A 17,181-nucleotide genomic window follows, 5' to 3' on the forward strand; every position below is an offset into this window, starting at 1 on the left:
CGCCTGTTATGACGGCCCAATCTCCTTCTACTGGCGTAAAGCCACTCACTCCGCCGCCTCGGCCAGTTCTGCGCGTTGTGGGCCGCGGATCAGCCCGCCGGGTGTCTCGCCGGTCCATTTACCCTCACGGAAAGTCACGATACCGTTCTTGATTGTGCAGGCATAGCCGTCTGCCTTTTGCAGCAGGCGCTTGCCGCCAGCGGGTAGGTCGAAGGCGAGCCAAGGACGACCGAGCTTCAATCGTTTCATATCAATCACGTTCAAGTCTGCCAGATAGCCCGGCGCGATCACGCCGCGATCCTCAAGCCCGTAGAGCACTGCCGTGTCGCGACACTGGCGCTTGATCGCGTTTTCGAGCGAAATCCGATCGCCGCGTTTGCGGTCCCTCACCCAGTGTTGAAGCATGAATGTTGGGGATGCTGCGTCGCAGATCGTGCCGCAATGCGCTCCGCCATCAGACAGTGAATTCACCGTATCATCAGCGTGTTGGAGCGGGTGCAGGAAGTCGAGATTGCCCTCGGCATAGTTCAAGATCGGCAGATAGATGAAGCCTGTCGCATCATTGCGGCAAAGCATGTCATAGGCGTATTCCTGCGGATCGACGCCCGCCGCCTGTGCGCGCGCATTAACGCTGGCCGATGCGTCCGGCTCATAGTCAAAATCCGGGTCCATCTCATATTGCAGCGCCCACCCCTGTGTGATGACCATCACCACCTGAATGATGTCCATTGGCGCTTCGGAGTAATCGTTTGGCTCTGCCAGCAGTTGAGCCTTGAATTCTGGATCAAGCAGCTTCGCCTTCTGTTCTTCCCAAGAAAGCTCTTTGATCGCCTCCCAGCTTGGCCGGAATGCGAACGGATTGACCGTCCCTTGCCAAGCCATGATGATGCCATTCCCGCGCAGAGCGATCTGAGCGACGATGTTGGCGCCATTGTCATTTTCAGCCCGCATCGTGGCGATCTGCTCTTCGAGTGGCAATTCCTTGGCGATCGACTGGAGCGCGGCGAAGGTCACTGGAATACCCGCCTCGCGGCTGAGCTTGCCCATCCATTCAAATTCATTCCAGTCGCGTTGTAAGTCGCTCGCCATTTCGAAAACGGCATGCCCGCCAGCCTGTTTGGCCCGTCCCATCGCGCGGCTCGATCGAAACGAGTTCTTCGGCGGTCGCCGTGGTGCCGGGCACGAGCTCACCATCGACCGATTTGTGCAGGACTGTTCGTGATGTAGAGAAGCCGAGCGCACCCGCTCGCACGCCTTCTTCGACGATGGCGCTCATCGCTTCGATGTCTTCGTGTGTTGGGACGGCGCCGGGCTGTTCGCGATCTTCGAGCACATAGGCGCGGACCGCGCCGTGTGGCACATGCGTGCCAACATCGACCGTACGAGGAAGCTTTTCGAGCGCGTCGAGATACTCGGGAAACGTCTCCCAGTCCCAGGTGATTCCTTCAGCGAGGGCGGTTCCCGGAATGTCCTCCACGCCTTCCATCAAGCTGATCAGCCATTCATGCCGATCTGGTTTTGCGGGCGCAAAGCCGACGCCGCAATTGCCCATGACGACTGTCGTGACGCCGTGCCAGCTCGATGGGGCCATTTCCTGATCCCAGGTTGCTTGCCCGTCATAGTGGGTGTGGATATCGACGAACCCCGGAGTGACGATCAGTCCATCGGCATCGATGACCTCGCGCGCCTCGCCTTCGACATTGCCGACAGCGGCTATCACGCCGTCTCTAACCGCAACATCGCCTTTGAACGCAGGCTCACCGGTGCCGTCCACGACAGTGCCGCCACGTATGATTAAGTCGAATGCAGGCATATGTGATTTCCTCTCTCGGTAGAGAGGGTCTCACAACGTCAACTGGCTGTCTAGATGTTAGGCTGCAGCCAACTGCCCGTCAGGGCTTTCGGGCGCGTCCAGATGCGCGCGGATCGCAGCAACGCTTTCATCCTTGTGGCTCAACAGGAAAAGGTGTCCGCCGCCTTCCATCACCACCAGGTCACTGTTCGGGATCAAGCTGGCGAGAAACTTGCCATTGGCGAGCGGAACGATCGCATCGTCATCACCCATCATAATGAGCGTACCCTTTTTCATGAAGGGTAGGGCAGGCGCGCTTGTCCATCCCAGCATACAGAGCAGTTGGTACATGTAGCCCCGAGCGCTTGGAGGCGTGAGGCGCGACATATGGCCGCCTTTGCCTGCGCTTGTGCCGAGGCCTTCGCCGTACAGCGTTTCAAAGTTCTTCAACATGAAGTCAGGGTCGATGTAGCGGCGAGGATTGGCCATTTTTGTCAGCGCCTTGGGGCTTCCTGGCACCATCAACATGCCCGCACTTGTGGCGATCAGGACGAGACGCCGCGTGCGCCCGGGATGCTGGATCGCAAAATGCTGAGCCATGCCACCGCCCCAGCTTATGCCCATTACGTCCACCACACCTACGCCTAGTTCATCGAGCAGCTTCGTAGCCGTCCACGACATCGTCCACGGAGTATAGGGAATAAGCGGTTCAGGTGAGCCACCAACACCCGGCATATCGAACATGATGAAAGCGCGCTCTGGCAAGGCTTCGGCCAGCGGGGCGACCGCTTCGATATTTGCGCCGATCCCATTGAAAAAGAGCACGGGCGGATGGTCCGAAGCCTCGTCGAGCCGCCAGTGCGCAACGCGTAGATCGCGTCCCCCAACATTGTGGAGACCGACAACAGCGTCCTTCATTGCATCAGACAAACAAATTTCCCTTCGAGGCGAGCCGAAACGGCGGTTGTCGATCCCTCACAACCGCCGCCCGGTATTCGGCATACCGGCGCTGCCGGCTATGGCGCGCGCGATTACACCTCTTCTATTACGTAGAGACCTGGGGCCGGGTCCAGCGGTTTGTGCTTGGCACTCCCCAGCTTTTTGGGTGCTGCCTTCTTCGCGCCAGAACGCTTTTGAACCCATTCCATCCAATAGGGCCACCAGCTACCCTTTACTTCTTCCGTTCCCTGCAGCCACTCATCGGCGGTAGGAGGCAGCTTACCCTTCTTCTTCTGAACGAAGTACTTCGCCTTGGGATTGCCTGGAGGGTTGAGGATCGCCTGCATATGTCCAGATTGACTGAGGACATAGGTCACGTCCTTGCTTCCGAACAGCTGTGTCGAGCGATAAGTCGCCTTCCACGGGGTGATGTGGTCGGTGACACCGCCGAGAACAAACAGGTCCGAGGTTACTTTGGATAGATCAAGCAGATGATCCGCGACTTCGACTTCACCCTTTTTGGTGAACGCAAGTGTCTCAAACAAGGTCAGAAAATCGCCCATTAGAGCGCCTGACAGGTTGGTCGCATCCGCGTTCCAAAAGAGAACATCAAATGCTGGCGGGTCCATGCCGAGCAGGTAGTTGTTGATCACATAATTCCAGATCAGATCGTTTGGCCTGAGCCATGCAAACCCGCGCGCAAGATCGTCTGCCTTGATGATGCCGGCTTTTTCAGCGCGCTGACGGGCGAGGGCAGTTCCGTTTTCCGAAACCAGAGATGCCGCCTCCACGTCAGTTGGCTTGGGATGTAAGACGCATACCATCAGAGTGAGAGTGCCGAGCAGATCACTCTTGTTAGCAGCCAATTTCGAGGCAAGCACCGAGGCTGTCTGACCGCCAGAGCAACCCGCTGATACATTGACCTTTTTCGATCCCGTTATCTGGGCGACAGCTTCCATCGCTTCTTCGCAAGAGCGGATGTAATCGGCCATGCCCCAGACACCTTGTTCCTTGGTCGGATTGCGCCAAGAGATCACAAAAGTTTGAATGCCATTGTCGACCTGATACTTGACGACCGACTTGTCTGGCGAGAGGTCGTTGATGTACATTTTGTTAATCTGTGGTGGGATCGTAAGCTGAGGAATTTCGTGCACCTCATCGGTTGTCGGTGCGTATTGAACCAACTCCATCATTTCGGTGCGAAGCACGACTGAACCGTTTGAAATCGCGATATTCTTGCCGATTTCGAACGGTACCGCTTGTCGACCTGGCTGACCATGCCTTTGTTGTTGACCAGATCGTTAAAAGCGTTCTGCAAGCCCTTGATCAGGGAAAGGCCGCCGGAATTGATCACCTGTTTCTGTGCGACTGGATTGCCGATTAGCGAGTTGGTTGGAGCAAGGCTGTCAAGAATAATGTTCGAGATAAAATTTGCTCGGTTGCGTTCCAGCTCATCCAATTCGAGCTCTTCCAGCCAGTTTCGCATCCCTTTCTGCACTGCGAGATAATACTGCGCGCCCGCTTTGAAGAATGGATTGAATTGCCAAGCCGGGTCCATGAAGCGCTTGTCTTTGGGGTCAGGCGCCAGTTCGCTTTTGCCGGTCATGATCTTGACCATGTCTTCACCCATGGCCTGAGCATGTTTCATGATCCGCTTTGGATCCGAGGCTGTTTCGCGCAGTAAAAGTGCCACTGCCCCGACGAAGTCTTCTCGAGCCAAACCTACCAATGGTCCCAATGCGTTAGTCGATTGGGCTGCTTCGTTTTCGAGCTTAACCGTGCCTTCTGACATTCTATCCCCTTGTGCGCGTTTTTGCGATTGCTGCTTTGTTGCCCGCAAACTGCCTTTTTTGTGACAACTAGACAAGGGCTCAACTGCAGCCCTGTTCCCGGGAGATCATTTAGAAAAATATCAAGGATTGGAGCGTAGCTAGCAGTTGTAAATTGCCGGAACCTTCGGGACAGACTGCTGACCCTTTGGTTTCAATAGGGACCTTGAACCGGATGGCCGGACTGTTTTCAAAGATAAACAAGGCAGCGGAAGCGGTATCGGTCGATGCACGCAAGCACACGACAGTTGAGCCCATCCCATCGCCGAATGCGGCGCAACGGCTTTCGCTGTTGGATAATCTGGAAAGTTCCGGTCTCAGCTGGATTTGGGCGTGTGATGGCGAAGGCCGTCTCACCTATCTTTCGAGTTCCGCCGCAGAAACGATTGAATGCGAAAATGGCGAACTCATCGGAACTCATATTTCCGATATTTTTCAGATCGATGACGATCCTGCAGCTAGGCAAAGCCAGCGCCCGCTTAAGTTCCTGCTCGCTGCTCATAACTCCATCGGCCCACTTACGGTCAGAATTGCATGCAAGACCGGTGAACAATGGTGGGAAATCGCTGCCAAACCACAGCACGATGGCCAGGGCGAATTTCTAGGACATCATGGCACTGCGCGGGATGTCAGCGCTTCGCGACACGAACTGCAAAATGTTGAGAAGCTCTCGAAATATGATTCCCTGACGGGGCTGGCAAACAGGCACTACATTGCCAAAAAGCTGGAAACCACGATGTCCGCGTTCCTCGCTGCAAAACGCTCGGTTGCCTTAATGAGGCTTGATCTCGATCGGTTCAAGCAGGTGAATGATACCATGGGTTACCCAGCCGGAGATGAGCTGCTCAAGCAGGCTGCGGACCGCTTGAAACGGATCATCGGCGATCGCGGAGAGATTGCCCGTCTTGGCGGCGACGAGTTTCAAGTCATTTTGCCGGATATCGACGATCGCGGCGACCTTGGTGACCTTGGTTTTCGCATCGTCCAGATGCTTTCTCAACCGTATTCCATCGACGGAATGAGAGCCGTTATCGGCTCTTCGGTCGGAATCGCCGTGGCTCCCTATGACGGGGTCGATAGCGAGGAGATCAGCAAGGCTGCAGATTTGGCGCTTTACTCGGCAAAATGCGAGGGCCGCGGACAATACCGTTTCTATTCCAGCGATCTGAAAGAGGCTGTGAATGAGCGCGCGCGGATCGAAGAAGACTTACGGGATGCGCTAGCCAAGTCAGAGCTGCAAATGCACTATCAACCGATAGTGAGCGCAGAAACCCACCGGGTAGAGTGCATGGAGGCACTCATGCGGTGGGAGCATACCGAGCGCGGCATGATCTCGCCGGCGGATTTCATTCCTGTCGCTGAGGATGTGGGTATCATTCGCGAAATGGGGACTTGGGCGCTGGGTGAAGTGTGTCGACAGGTCACCAAATGGCCGGAGACCGTGCGGGCGGCCATCAATGTTTCTGCTGTTCAATTTGCGGCTGACGACTTCGTCAGCATCGTTAAGCAGGCAATTGAGGCCTCTGGCGTCAATCCAGCACAGATCGAGCTCGAGATCACAGAAAGTGTATTTATTGGCGATCTTGAGCGCACATACAAAATATTCAAAAAGCTTAAAAATCTCGGTGTGAAACTCGCACTCGATGATTTCGGCACGGGTTACTCATCACTCAGTTATTTGCGCGACGCGCCGTTTGACAAGATTAAGATCGACCAAAGCTTTGTCCGGGGATGTTCTGCCGATGACAGCAACAATCCTGCAATCATTGCGGCTGTTGTCGGCTTGGCTGGCGCATTGCGAATGGAGACTGTGGCCGAGGGCGTAGAGAACAAGGATGAGCTTGAGGTGGTGAAGACCCAAGGCGCATCTCACATTCAGGGAATACTCTTCTCAAGAGCAATCCCGGCAGACGAAGTTCTTTCGCGCTTTGAGAGAGGCGAGCTTGAGTTTGAACCTATAGGGCCGGACCGTTATCGCCATGATCGCCGGACAGAATTCCGGCGGATCGGACTGATCCACGACGACCATCGTTACAATGTCGTGCTCCGCAATTTGTCGAAGACTGGGGCAAAGATCGAAGGGCTGCTGAACGTACCGATCGGAACCGATGTAGTGCTCGATCTTGGTGGCGGGCAACTTGCAGTTGCTACAGTCCGGCGCTCCGATGGGTTCAGCCAAGGGGTCGAATTTGAAACGCAGCTGATTAGTGATGGTGCAAAAGGCTTGTGCACCAGGCACCGGGTTTCGCCCTATCAGATAGAGGCTGCGGGCCGACCTCTCAAATCCCTCGCAGACGATGCGTATGCAGCGCTGACTGGTGGCGTCATGCCCACAAGCAAGGCGTTCATGGAAGTCGAAATCGGCAGCATTGTGTCGTCGCAGGATTGATGGAGATGCAAGTCAATCGTCCTCGCATTGAACAGTCCGCAGAGGCACCGGGAGACCCGAACGGTGCGTGCGGTGCGGAGCTCGATGGCGAGGGCAAGCGCGGCGTCGCGGCAGGAACTGCGAGGGATTCGGACGATCGTCGTAGTGCAGCCCGAGTCCACTCATCTGTCATACCTCCTCCCCAAGAGGCCGAAAACGGGCAAAAAGCCGACCATGAATATGCGTTACCTGCCCAGCCTAGGGCGATGGCTGGTTTCCTGCTGTTGGCCTATGCTCTTGCGGCGTTTGTGGCGAAAGGGGTGCCGCTCGGCATAGTTTCGGCTCTTGCAGCATTCGCCTCAATCGCGATGTTTGCATGTGGGTCATATCTCGCTGCCTATGAGCGCAATGAGAATTCGAGCAGATATGCGAGCTCGTTCGTTCTTGTCCTCGGCGTCTTGGTACCGATGGTCTGTGCGGGCCTTGTCTTCAGCCATTGGATCGGAGCTGGCTTGCCTTGGCAATGGGCAATCGCGTCTCTGGTCTGCATAAACGCGGCTACTACAGCCTTGCTCGGGATGCGGATCGTTTCCCTATTTACGGCGAAGATGTCGATCTGGACAGCATTTGCATTTGGTGAGCCCAGTGCAATTATGGTCTCAGCCTTGGTGGCTGCTGGCCTTGCCCTGATCTTGGTCGCCCGAATGGAATGGCTCGATGTGCAGGAGCGAAAGTTTGCCCGCGAGGCGCGCGAAAGGCTTGCTGCACGTGCTGAAGACATCTTGCGCAGTTTCGAAGACACTGGCCAAGGTTGGTTTTGGGAAACCGATCGGCGCGGACTGATCAGCTATATTTCGCCTTCTGCAGCAGACGTCTTAGGCAAATCAGTCGCCGACCTTCTGGGGAGACCGCTCAGCGAAATAGTAGCGACATCTGACGGATCGAAAAGAGCAGACCAGACCCTACTTTTCCATTTGTCGGCACGGTCTGCTTTTTCCGATGTAGAATTGTGTGCTGCCGGTACGCGCCCCGCACGTTGGTGGGCTTTGACCGGTACCGACCGGTCTACGACTCATTTGACAATTTCTGTGGTTTTCGTGGCCACGGATCCGATCTGACTGAGCAACGGCGCTCCGAACAACAAGTATCTCGGCTCGCACACTTTGACTCGCTTACTGGCCTCGCCAACCGCCTGCAAATGGCCCAGTCGCTCGAGCGTATTTTGGGCTCACCGCGTGAGCGCGACAGGGAGTGCTCGGTGCTGATGCTGGACCTCGATCGTTTCAAGCAGGTGAACGATACTCTCGGCCATCCAGCAGGGGACGCGCTTCTCAAACAGGTTGCGCAGCGCTTGAAGCAAACGGTCGGACAGCAAGGGCGCTGCGGGCGCTTGGGCGGCGATGAATTCCAGGTTATTATTCCTGGACAATCGTCGAGGGAAGCGCTCGGCGTGCTCGCTCGGGAAGTAATCGCGCGTCTGTCGCAGCCGTATTCCGTTGAGAACCACAATGTCATTATCGGCGCATCGGTTGGGATTGCGATGGCGCCTGAACACGGCTCCAGTCAGGAAGAACTAGTTCGTAATGTCGATCTGGCACTGTATGCGGCAAAGGATGCCGGGCGCGGAACGTTCAAGTTCTTTGCCGACAATCTGCATTCGGCTGCCGAGGCGAGGGCGCAGCTGGAGCAAGATCTTCGCGAAGCCATTGCAGATGGCCAATTGCAGCTCTTCTACCAGCCGCTCGTTTACGCCGGCAGTGAGAAGATCACCGGGTTTGAGGCGCTGTTGCGCTGGAACCACCCAACCAAGGGATGGCAATCGCCTCAAGAGTTCATTCCTATCGCCGAAGATGCGGGTCTGATCGACGGGATTGGCCAATGGGCATTACGCAATGCTTGTGAGGATTTGGCCCGATGGCCCGAAGACGTGCGCTGCTCGGTAAACGTTTCACCGCTGCAGTTTACCAATCCCGATTTTCCCACGATTGTCGCGAACGCGCTTGCCCATGCAGGGGTCGATCCCGGACGCCTGGAACTCGAGCTTACAGAGAGCGTTTTTCTCAATGAAGGCGCGAACACCGATGCCACTTTTGCCGCGCTGAAACGTGTTGGCGTGCGCTTGGCGCTGGATGACTTTGGTACTGGGTATTCTTCGCTGGGGTACTTGAAGACGGCTCCATTCGATAAAATCAAGATCGATCAGAGCTTTGTGAGAGGCGCAACCGAACCTGGCAGCCGAAATGGGGCGATTATTGCATCGATTACCAGTCTCGCTGCCGCTCTGCGCATGGAAACAACGGCTGAGGGCGTTGAGACGCTCGATGAGTTGGAACTGGTGCGAGAACTCGGTTGCAGTCACATCCAGGGCAATATCTATCACGGGGCGCTGGATGCAACGGCTGCGACCTTATTGGTCCAAAAATCGACTGCGTTAAGTGCCGAAGGCCCAAGGTCTACGCGCGCACCTCGCAAAGTGCTGTTGAGAAGGATCGCGGTTATCGTTGGCGAAAACAGGCTGCCAGCAACTTTGCGATCAATCTCTGAAGGTGGCGCCATGATTGATGGGGTGTGGATGCTCTCCAAGGGCGATCCTGTAATCGTCGAATTCGACCATGGGCGGTCAATCAATGCCGAGGTTCGCTGGGTGCGCGAAAGTCGGATTGGCGTGCAATTTGCCCAGCTCCTTCGACAAGGGCCGGACGGGACATTCGACATCCTTCGTGAAACCGCCAAAGGCTGACCGCAAAAGACGAGTTAGCCGGTCGACTAAACGTCCATTATTAGGATAAAAGTAACCAACCGGCTTTACCCCTCAATAATCACCAGAAGGTCTGGTGCGGTTTGAAAGGTAAGGCGAAGGTGCCTTTGAAAAGCTTTCTCGGATCAATCGGCGGCGGCGTGAGGGGCGGGCGCGGCGCAAAAAGTGTGTCCACGCTAAGCGAGACGGAAAAGCTCGAAATGCTCGACGAGCTGGAAAGCTCGGGTCTGGGATGGTTCTGGGCGTGCGATGCCGACGGCAAGCTCACGTATTTGAGCGGTGCAATCGCAGACCGCATCGAGGTCGAGTTTGACGCTTTGATTGGACAACCGCTTGCCAGCGTTTTCGAGGCGCAGGAAAACCAATCCCGCAGCAAATCACTGTCTTGGATGCTTGGAACGCATAAAGCGTTCAACGGCTTTATTGTTCAGCCTGCGATCGGGACAAGTAAGACTGTCATTCGCCTTGCAGGTCAGCCCGTAACGAACAGTCGGGGCAAGTTTACTGGTTTCCGTGGGACAGGAACGGACATTACCGAAGAGTTTCATCGGGAAGAAGAGACAGAGCGGCTAGCCAAGTATGACTCGTTAACTGGCCTCGCCAATCGCCACCGCATGGCGCAAATCATCGATTCAACGCTGGTGGCTTTTCAGGCTGCCAAGCGAAATTGCGCGGTGATGATGCTCGACCTGGACCGGTTCAAGCACGTGAACGATACACTTGGTCACGCTGCAGGTGATGAACTTTTAAAGCAGGTTTCAGCTCGCTTACAGCGATCAATCGACCAAGAGTGTGAAATTGGACGCTTGGGTGGTGACGAATTCCAGGTCATGGTCCCAGATGTCGATGATCGCGGAGTCCTGGGCGATATCGCGATGAAGATCATCGCGATGCTTAAGCAGCCCTATTCTTTGGATGAGGGGCGCTGCGTGATCGGAGCGTCTGTCGGAATTGCGATCGCGCCGCATGACGGCGTCACTCGCGATGAAGTCGTTCGCTCGGCTGATCTTGCTCTTTATGCAGCCAAGAACAGCGGTACGTGGACAGTACCGTTTCTATTCCGGTGAGCTGGAAAACGAAGCAATCTTTCGCAGGCGGCTCGAGGAAGATCTTGGCGCAGCCGTTCGAGACGATCAATTGTTCCTCAAGTATCAGCCGATCGTCTCGACAGCATCCCAAAATGTCGAAACTCTAGAGGCCAAGATTTGCTGGAATCACCCGCAACGCGGTGAAATCGACGAAGAGGAGTTCGCATCAATCCTGGAAGGTGCGAGCCAAGTTATCGAGGTTGGCACTTGGGCGATTAAGCAAGCTTGTGAGCATGCCAGCAAATGGCCTGAGAGTGTCCGTGTTGCAGTGAATGTACCTGTGCCCCTGTTTGGCGCGGATGATTTCGTCGATCGTGTCGATGATGCGATCAAGGCCTCTGATATTGCCTCCAACCGTCTTGAACTGGAAATCAGCGAAGCGATCTTCTTCGGAGACACCAATGCGGTAGACCGGACGTTGGGAGCCTTGTTTAAAATCGGCGTGCGGCTCACATTGGATGAGTTCGGAAGCGGCTATTCGTCGCTAGCGTACCTGCGTCGCGCGCCGTTCGATACGATCAAGATCGATGAAAATTTGATCATTGAAGCCGAAAATGGCGATGAGAATCGCGAACTCGGTCTGGTCAAAGCGATCGTTGCACTTGCTGGCGCCTTGGACATGAATACCGTCGGAAACGGCATCGAAACGACAAGCTTGATGAGAGTTCTGCGCGATTGCGGAATAACCTATTTGCAAGGGCCGATCTTTTCCGATCCGATCGACATCGAAGCAGTGTGCGAAGAATTGACCGGCAATAGCTGGAAGATTGAGGCAAGCGATGACCGCACCAAACGCGCGAGACGTCGGACCGTATTCCGCAAAATACAAGTGATCCACGATGATCATTCCTACGAGGTCACCTTGCGCAACCTTTCGAAAACAGGCGCCCTTATTCAAGGATTGGCCGACGTGCCTAAGGGCACTCAGTTCGTTGTCGACTTGGGCGGAGGTCAATTGGCGGTCGCAACGGTGATCCGAACCAGTTCAGACACACAGGGGCTGGAATTCGAGCAGTCGCTGATCGACGATGGAGCCGGCGGATTATGTACGCGCAATCGCGTCTCGCCATATGCTCTTGCTGCGGCAGGAGCTCCGCTCGCAGCACTCTCGCAAGGTGATTACAAAGGCATGCAAGGCGGAATGCTTGGGCAGGGCGGTAGTGTGCCACAATTCGGTTATGCACCGGTCCGTCATCACGAAGCAGGCTAGTCCGCCACTAGAACCTAATCGCGCGCTTGGGGAGTGTTGCGATTTTCGCGAATGACATTGGCCTTGCGGCCCGCTAAATGCGCTCGGAAATGACTGACCTTTCCAAAATTCGTAACTTCTCGATTATCGCCCATATCGATCACGGTAAGTCCACGCTGGCTGACCGGTTGATCCAATTCACCGGTGGCCTGACCGAGCGTGAAATGTCCGAGCAGGTGCTCGACAATATGGATATCGAAAAAGAGCGCGGCATCACGATCAAGGCACAGACCGTGCGCCTCAACTACACCGCCAAGGATGGCGAGACCTATCAGCTCAACCTGATGGACACCCCCGGCCACGTCGATTTCGCCTACGAGGTCTCGCGTAGTTTGGCTGCATGCGAAGGTGCGCTGTTGGTTGTCGACGCCGCACAGGGGGTCGAGGCGCAGACTCTCGCGAATGTCTACCAGTCAATCGAGCATGACCACGAAATCGTTTCGGTAATCAACAAGGTCGATTTGCCTGCCGCCGAACCCGAGCGTGTCCAGGCCGAAATCGAAGAAGTCATCGGCTTAGACGCGTCCGAAGCCGTCATGACGAGCGCGAAAACCGGCATCGGAATCGAGGATGTGCTCGAAGCAGTGGTTGCCAAGATCCCGGCTCCGCAAGGTGATCGCGAAAAACCGCTTAAAGCATCGCTCGTCGACAGCTGGTACGATCCGTATCTCGGCGTCGTCATCCTTGTGCGCATCATCGAAGGGGTTCTCACCAAGGGCCAGCAGATCAAGTTTATGCAAGGCGGCACACAGCATCTGATCGACCGTGTCGGCTGCTTCACCCCCAAACGCACTGACCTGCCGGAGCTTGGCCCCGGCGAAATCGGATTTATCACCGCGCAAATCAAGGAAGTCGAACAGGCCCGCGTCGGCGACACGATCACCACGGTCAAGAACGGCGCGACAGAGGCGTTGCCCGGTTATAAGGAAGTCCAGCCGGTGGTGTTCTGCGGCCTGTTCCCGGTCGATGCGGTCGAGTTTGAAAAACTGCGCGAGAGTATCGGCAAGCTGCGCTTGAATGACGCGAGCTTCAGCTTTGAAATGGAAAGCTCCGCCGCGCTTGGCTTTGGCTTTCGCGCCGGCTTCCTTGGCCTGTTGCATCTGGAGATCATCCAGGAACGCCTCAGCCGCGAATACGACCTTGATCTGATCACAACCGCGCCGAGCGTCGTCTACCGTTTGCAACTTGGCAAGACAAAGAACGAGGACGCGACCGAGATCATGCTCCACAATCCGGCACGACTGGCCCGATGTGAACCGGATCGAGATGATTGAGGAGCCGTGGATCAAAGCGGTGATCTACACGCCTGATGAGCATCTCGGGGCGATCTTGAAATTGTGCCAGGACCGACGCGGGATCCAGACCGATCTCACCTATGTTGGTGGGCGCGCGCAGGTGACATATGAGTTGCCGCTGAATGAAGTGGTGTTCGATTTTTACGACCGCCTCAAATCAATTTCGCGGGGGTATGCCAGCTTTGATTACGAGCAGATCGGGCTGCGCGAAGGGGACCTCGTCAAGATGAATATCCTGGTCAATAACGAGCCGGTTGATGCCCTCTCTCTGATCGTTCATTCAGGGGTTGCGGAAGAGCGGGGCAGGGGCATGTGTGAGCGCCTTAAAGACCTGATTCCAAGGCACTTATTCAAGATTCCCATCCAGGCTGCGATCGGCGGAAAGATCATCGCCCGCGAGACCATCAGCGCGATGCGCAAAGACGTCACCGCGAAGTGCTATGGCGGCGATATTTCGCGCAAGAAAAAGCTGCTCGAAAAGCAGAAAAAAGGCAAAGCCAAGATGCGCGAGTATGGCAATGTCAGCATCCCGCAAGAGGCATTCATTGCCGCATTACGCATGGGTGAGGAGTAGCGCGGCATATCAACTGCGCACGCCCTTACGGATGGATCAGGTGCAGCAAAGTCGCCCGCGCGGCTGCCTGCGCACGGGTGCGTGCCTTCAACTTTTTGCAAGCATTGCGAATATATTCCTGCACCGTGAACTCAGAGAGGCCCGTGCGCTCGGCAATCTGACCGTTCATCATCCCGCTGCAAACCCAGACCAGGCATTCCTGCTCACGCTGAGACAGAGGTTGCCAATCATGGCTTTCGACCAATTCCTTCATCTGCAGACCTTCCTGAAGGAAAACAACCGCCGGCAGAAAATCAGGAGCGATCCGGTCATAGGCCTCAATCGCCTCTGCCTCTGACGTAAAACAGCTCGCTGTCATGATGGTGAATTCTTTGCGCCACGGATCAACCAAAGACGCACCAAACCCGCCGCGAAAGCCGAAATCCTGCATGCGCTTGTAAAAGGCCAAATCACTCTCCGACCAGAGGTCGAATTCCGGGTGGCCTTGGGTACAGGCAGTAACCCGGTCAAATTTCCCATACTGAACCAGCAGGTCCATCGACCGGGTCATTTCTGGATGATCGCGCACATGATCTTCAAAGTCCCGCGTGATTATCACCCCGTGGCTTTGATCGGTGAGAACATATTTGCCGATTTCCATGACGGTGGCAGAGCAATTCTCAAATCCGTGATCGCCAAGCTCTGCGAAGAGCTTTCCCCAAGCCTGCGCCGGATCCTCGGCGGAGATGGCGGCGCTCGCCCAGTCGAGAGGATCGAGCATGCCCATTTAGCGTGAGCGGCCCCGCGGCGGAAACTGGCTGACCGCCGTGCGTGATTGAGAATGTCTACTCAATGCCGTCAACGCTTCCCCCGTCCCGGCTTCAACTCGTCAACCCCCTTTTTATGAGGGATCGCGGCAAATTTCCAGTGAGTTTAGTCATTTAGCATTTGCAGGCCACGCAGGGTGGAAAGGACACGGCGATGAACAGGATTGTATTGGCGACGGGGATCAGCTTTCTGGCGGCAGCGACGGCGATAGGAATTCCGGAGGAGGCACAGGCACAGGACTGTTTGCTTGACACGAATGAAGACGGCGATGCTGACAGCAATGTCGATACGGTCAGTGGTGCGACTTCTGATGCTGGCACGAGCGAACTCGCATGCGGCAATCAAGCCGAAGCAAGCGGAGGAAATTCTACGGCGGTGGGGGCGTTTACGGAAGCGACTGGGACGGACAGCACCGCGATCGGCGCTTTTGCGGACGCGCTGGCGACCAATGCGACGGTACGTGGGATTTGGCGCGACGGCGAATTCCAACGACTCAACAGCCTTGGGCTACACAAGCAGGGCGATTGCGACTGCCACAACCGCGCTCGGAGCGAACGCTCAGGCCACGCAAGCCAACGCGACCGCCCTCGGTACCGTACAGCGTTAGCTTTCGGCGAAAATAGCACGGCTGTTGGGACGATCGCACTTGCGAATGGTACAGGCGATACTGCCTTGGGCAATTCGGCTGTGGCCGATCAAAGCTATGCCACCACCACGCTTACAGGTAATTTCGGTTCACAGATCGGGCTTTCGGCGGCATCCACCGCGGTCGGACAATTGGCATTTGCCGCGGGATCCCAGAATACCGTAGTCGGCGTTGGCGCAAGAGCCGTCCGAATCGCAGATAATGGCGACGGGACATTCGAATGGAGCCCAATTGTTGGGGGTACAGCGATCGGCCACACCGCAGTCGCTGGTTCGTTAGGCGCCTCAGCCTTCGGCAGGGGCGCTCAAGCGCTCGGAGACAATTCAGTGGCTATAGGCACTGTTGCTACGGCCAGCGACTTAGGAGCGATCGCAATCGGTAATGGCGCCGAAGCAAGCACGGCTGGGTCGATTGCGATTGGCAGATCAAGTGACGCGACGGGCAACTCTACAGTTGCGCTTGGAGCATCCTCGCTAGCGACAGGGTTGGGTTCTACAGCTTTGGGCGTTTCGGCTGCTGCCTTTAGAGATCGGACACTGGCAGTCGGAGCAGCGGTACGAAGCCTCCGGTGTGGGATCGACTGCATTAGGGTATGGATCTGTCAGCACGAGCGACCCTTCATATTTTTCGAATTTCTCATACGATGCGGTCACGGCAGAAACAGCATCTGCAGCCGTGTCAGCAGGAAGGGATGCCTACGCGGTCGGCGAGGGAACCATTGCTATCGGGGCCAAAAGTCGTGCCTTCATATACCAACCGACATCAGCAAGCTCTTTCAACTACCTCGCCGTTCCGCGCGCAATCGCTATTGGTGCAGATGCCGAGGTGACTGGCGTCAACGCGATTGCCGTGGGAGCCGTCTCGAACGCTATCGGTGTATCTTCCATCGCCATCGGCGGCGATGGTACAGACAGCGACACACTAGGCGCACAGGCGACGGCGGATCGCGCGAGTGCGTTTGGTGCAGACGCTCTTGCGCTAGGAGAGGATTCCACCGCTATCGGGACAACAACGCGGGCATCGGGCCTGCGCGGGTCTGCATTTGGACGGAGTTCGCGCGCGCTCGGGACCAGCTCTGCCGCCTTTGGCGATACGGCGTTTGCGGTCGGGGGACGTGCAACGGCGGTTGGGCAAAGAGCGTTGGCCAACGGAGGCCGCTCAACCGCGGTCGGCTTTGATACAGAAGCGGGTGCGAACGGCACAGCTGTCGGCGACACGGCTGTTGCGACCGGCAATGGAGCAACCGCTGTCGGCTTCCGAGCGACGGTGACCCACGCGAACTCGACCGCCGTTGGTGCCAACGCGACCACAACAGCTGACAGTCAAGTAACCCTTGGAGGCACGGGCTCAAGTGTTCGCATCGGCGACATTGATGCGAGCACCGCTGCCCAGGTCGGTCCGGTTGATGCGGTCACGGTCGATGCCAATGGCACGCTGGGACGTCAGAGCGTGGCCACCGCTGCGTCGGTTGATAATGTCCGCGTGGCGCTCAACGCCTTCTCGCAAGTCTCGACCGCGCAGTTCGATGCGCTGAGCGGACGGGTAAGCACCTTGTTCGATCTCACCGAGACGATCGACAAGGATGCGCAGCGCGGCATTGCCTCGATCGCTGCTCAGGCCAACCTGCACTTCCCGAGCGAAGCGGGCAAGACCAGCTATGCCAGCAATGTTGCAACCTATCGCGGCGAGGTTGGTGTCTCTGCAGGCCTGATGCACCGGTTTGAAGGGGACTTCGCGATCACCGCCGGTGTCACATATGCAGGCGGCAACTCAACCAGTGTGCGCGCAGGCATCGCGGGAGAGTTCTGAAGGTATTCGGGCGGGTATTTTTACCTG

At 56.4% G+C, this 17,181-nt stretch carries 11 protein-coding genes and 4 pseudogenes; 10 read left to right on the forward strand and 5 right to left on the reverse strand.

Annotated features, from left to right (window positions below):
• Positions 1-45: 45 nt before the first annotated feature.
• The 4 genes and pseudogenes from ACZ1GU_RS07395 to ACZ1GU_RS07410 form a co-directional block, all read right to left on the reverse strand.
• Positions 46-1,813 (reverse strand): annotated as a pseudogene (locus tag ACZ1GU_RS07395) (N-acyl-D-amino-acid deacylase family protein).
• 57 nt (positions 1,814-1,870) lie between these two features.
• A complete protein-coding gene (locus ACZ1GU_RS07400) occupies positions 1,871-2,722 on the reverse strand; it encodes an alpha/beta fold hydrolase (protein ID WP_472647391.1) in 852 nt (283 codons plus the stop codon).
• Positions 2,723-2,823: 101 nt separating this feature from the next.
• The gene (locus tag ACZ1GU_RS07405) at positions 2,824-3,939 is read right to left on the reverse strand and encodes a PHA/PHB synthase family protein (protein WP_472647392.1); all 1,116 of its coding nucleotides are present in this window, start codon (positions 3,937-3,939) and stop codon (positions 2,824-2,826) included.
• Positions 3,921-4,523 (reverse strand): hypothetical protein, encoded by a 603-nt coding sequence (locus ACZ1GU_RS07410; protein ID WP_472647393.1) that lies wholly within the window; start codon positions 4,521-4,523, stop codon positions 3,921-3,923. Before ACZ1GU_RS07410 ends, ACZ1GU_RS07405 begins: the two co-directional genes overlap by 19 nt.
• 212 nt (positions 4,524-4,735) lie before the next feature.
• Here ACZ1GU_RS07410 and ACZ1GU_RS07415 point away from each other — a divergent pair, with 212 nt between their 5' ends.
• The 6 genes and pseudogenes from ACZ1GU_RS07415 to lepA all read left to right on the forward strand — a co-directional run bounded on the left by ACZ1GU_RS07415 (position 4,736) and on the right by lepA (position 13,892).
• Complete coding sequence (locus ACZ1GU_RS07415) at positions 4,736-6,949, forward strand: EAL domain-containing protein (protein WP_472647394.1); 2,214 nt, start codon at positions 4,736-4,738, stop codon at positions 6,947-6,949.
• A gap of 5 nt (positions 6,950-6,954) precedes the next feature.
• Entirely contained in the window at positions 6,955-8,046 is a 1,092-nt protein-coding gene (locus tag ACZ1GU_RS07420; RefSeq protein WP_472647395.1) for a PAS domain-containing protein, read from the forward strand.
• Positions 7,968-9,668: an EAL domain-containing protein gene (locus ACZ1GU_RS07425; protein ID WP_472648729.1), complete on the forward strand. Its 1,701-nt coding sequence runs from the start codon at positions 7,968-7,970 to the stop codon at positions 9,666-9,668. The genes ACZ1GU_RS07420 and ACZ1GU_RS07425 overlap by 79 nt, the downstream gene beginning before the upstream one ends.
• A 125-nt stretch (positions 9,669-9,793) precedes the next feature.
• Entirely contained in the window at positions 9,794-10,753 is a 960-nt protein-coding gene (locus ACZ1GU_RS07430) for a diguanylate cyclase domain-containing protein (protein WP_472647396.1), read from the forward strand.
• Entirely contained in the window at positions 10,653-11,984 is a 1,332-nt protein-coding gene (locus ACZ1GU_RS07435) for an EAL domain-containing protein (RefSeq protein ID WP_472647397.1), read from the forward strand. The genes ACZ1GU_RS07430 and ACZ1GU_RS07435 overlap by 101 nt, the downstream gene beginning before the upstream one ends.
• An 89-nt stretch (positions 11,985-12,073) precedes the next feature.
• A pseudogene (lepA, locus tag ACZ1GU_RS07440) lies at positions 12,074-13,892 on the forward strand (translation elongation factor 4).
• 25 nt (positions 13,893-13,917) lie between these two features.
• Here the strand turns inward: lepA and ACZ1GU_RS07445 are convergent.
• A complete protein-coding gene (locus ACZ1GU_RS07445; RefSeq protein ID WP_472647398.1) occupies positions 13,918-14,652 on the reverse strand; it encodes a response regulator transcription factor in 735 nt (244 codons plus the stop codon).
• A 200-nt stretch (positions 14,653-14,852) separates the two neighbouring features.
• On the opposite strand from ACZ1GU_RS07445, the pseudogene ACZ1GU_RS07450 reads away from it, so the two are divergent.
• From ACZ1GU_RS07450 to ACZ1GU_RS07465, 4 genes and pseudogenes are all read left to right on the forward strand, one after another.
• A pseudogene (locus tag ACZ1GU_RS07450) lies at positions 14,853-15,086 on the forward strand (hypothetical protein); the annotation flags it as partial.
• Between the two features lie 61 nt (positions 15,087-15,147).
• Complete coding sequence (locus ACZ1GU_RS07455; protein WP_472647399.1) at positions 15,148-15,306, forward strand: hypothetical protein; 159 nt, start codon at positions 15,148-15,150, stop codon at positions 15,304-15,306.
• Positions 15,307-15,320: 14 nt separating this feature from the next.
• Positions 15,321-15,887 (forward strand): annotated as a pseudogene (locus tag ACZ1GU_RS07460) (hypothetical protein); the annotation flags it as partial.
• 133 nt (positions 15,888-16,020) lie between these two features.
• Complete coding sequence (locus ACZ1GU_RS07465; protein WP_472647400.1) at positions 16,021-17,154, forward strand: YadA-like family protein; 1,134 nt, start codon at positions 16,021-16,023, stop codon at positions 17,152-17,154.
• The last annotated feature ends 27 nt before the right edge of the window (positions 17,155-17,181 follow it).

This window comes from Erythrobacter sp. HA7-11, from assembly GCF_055693605.1.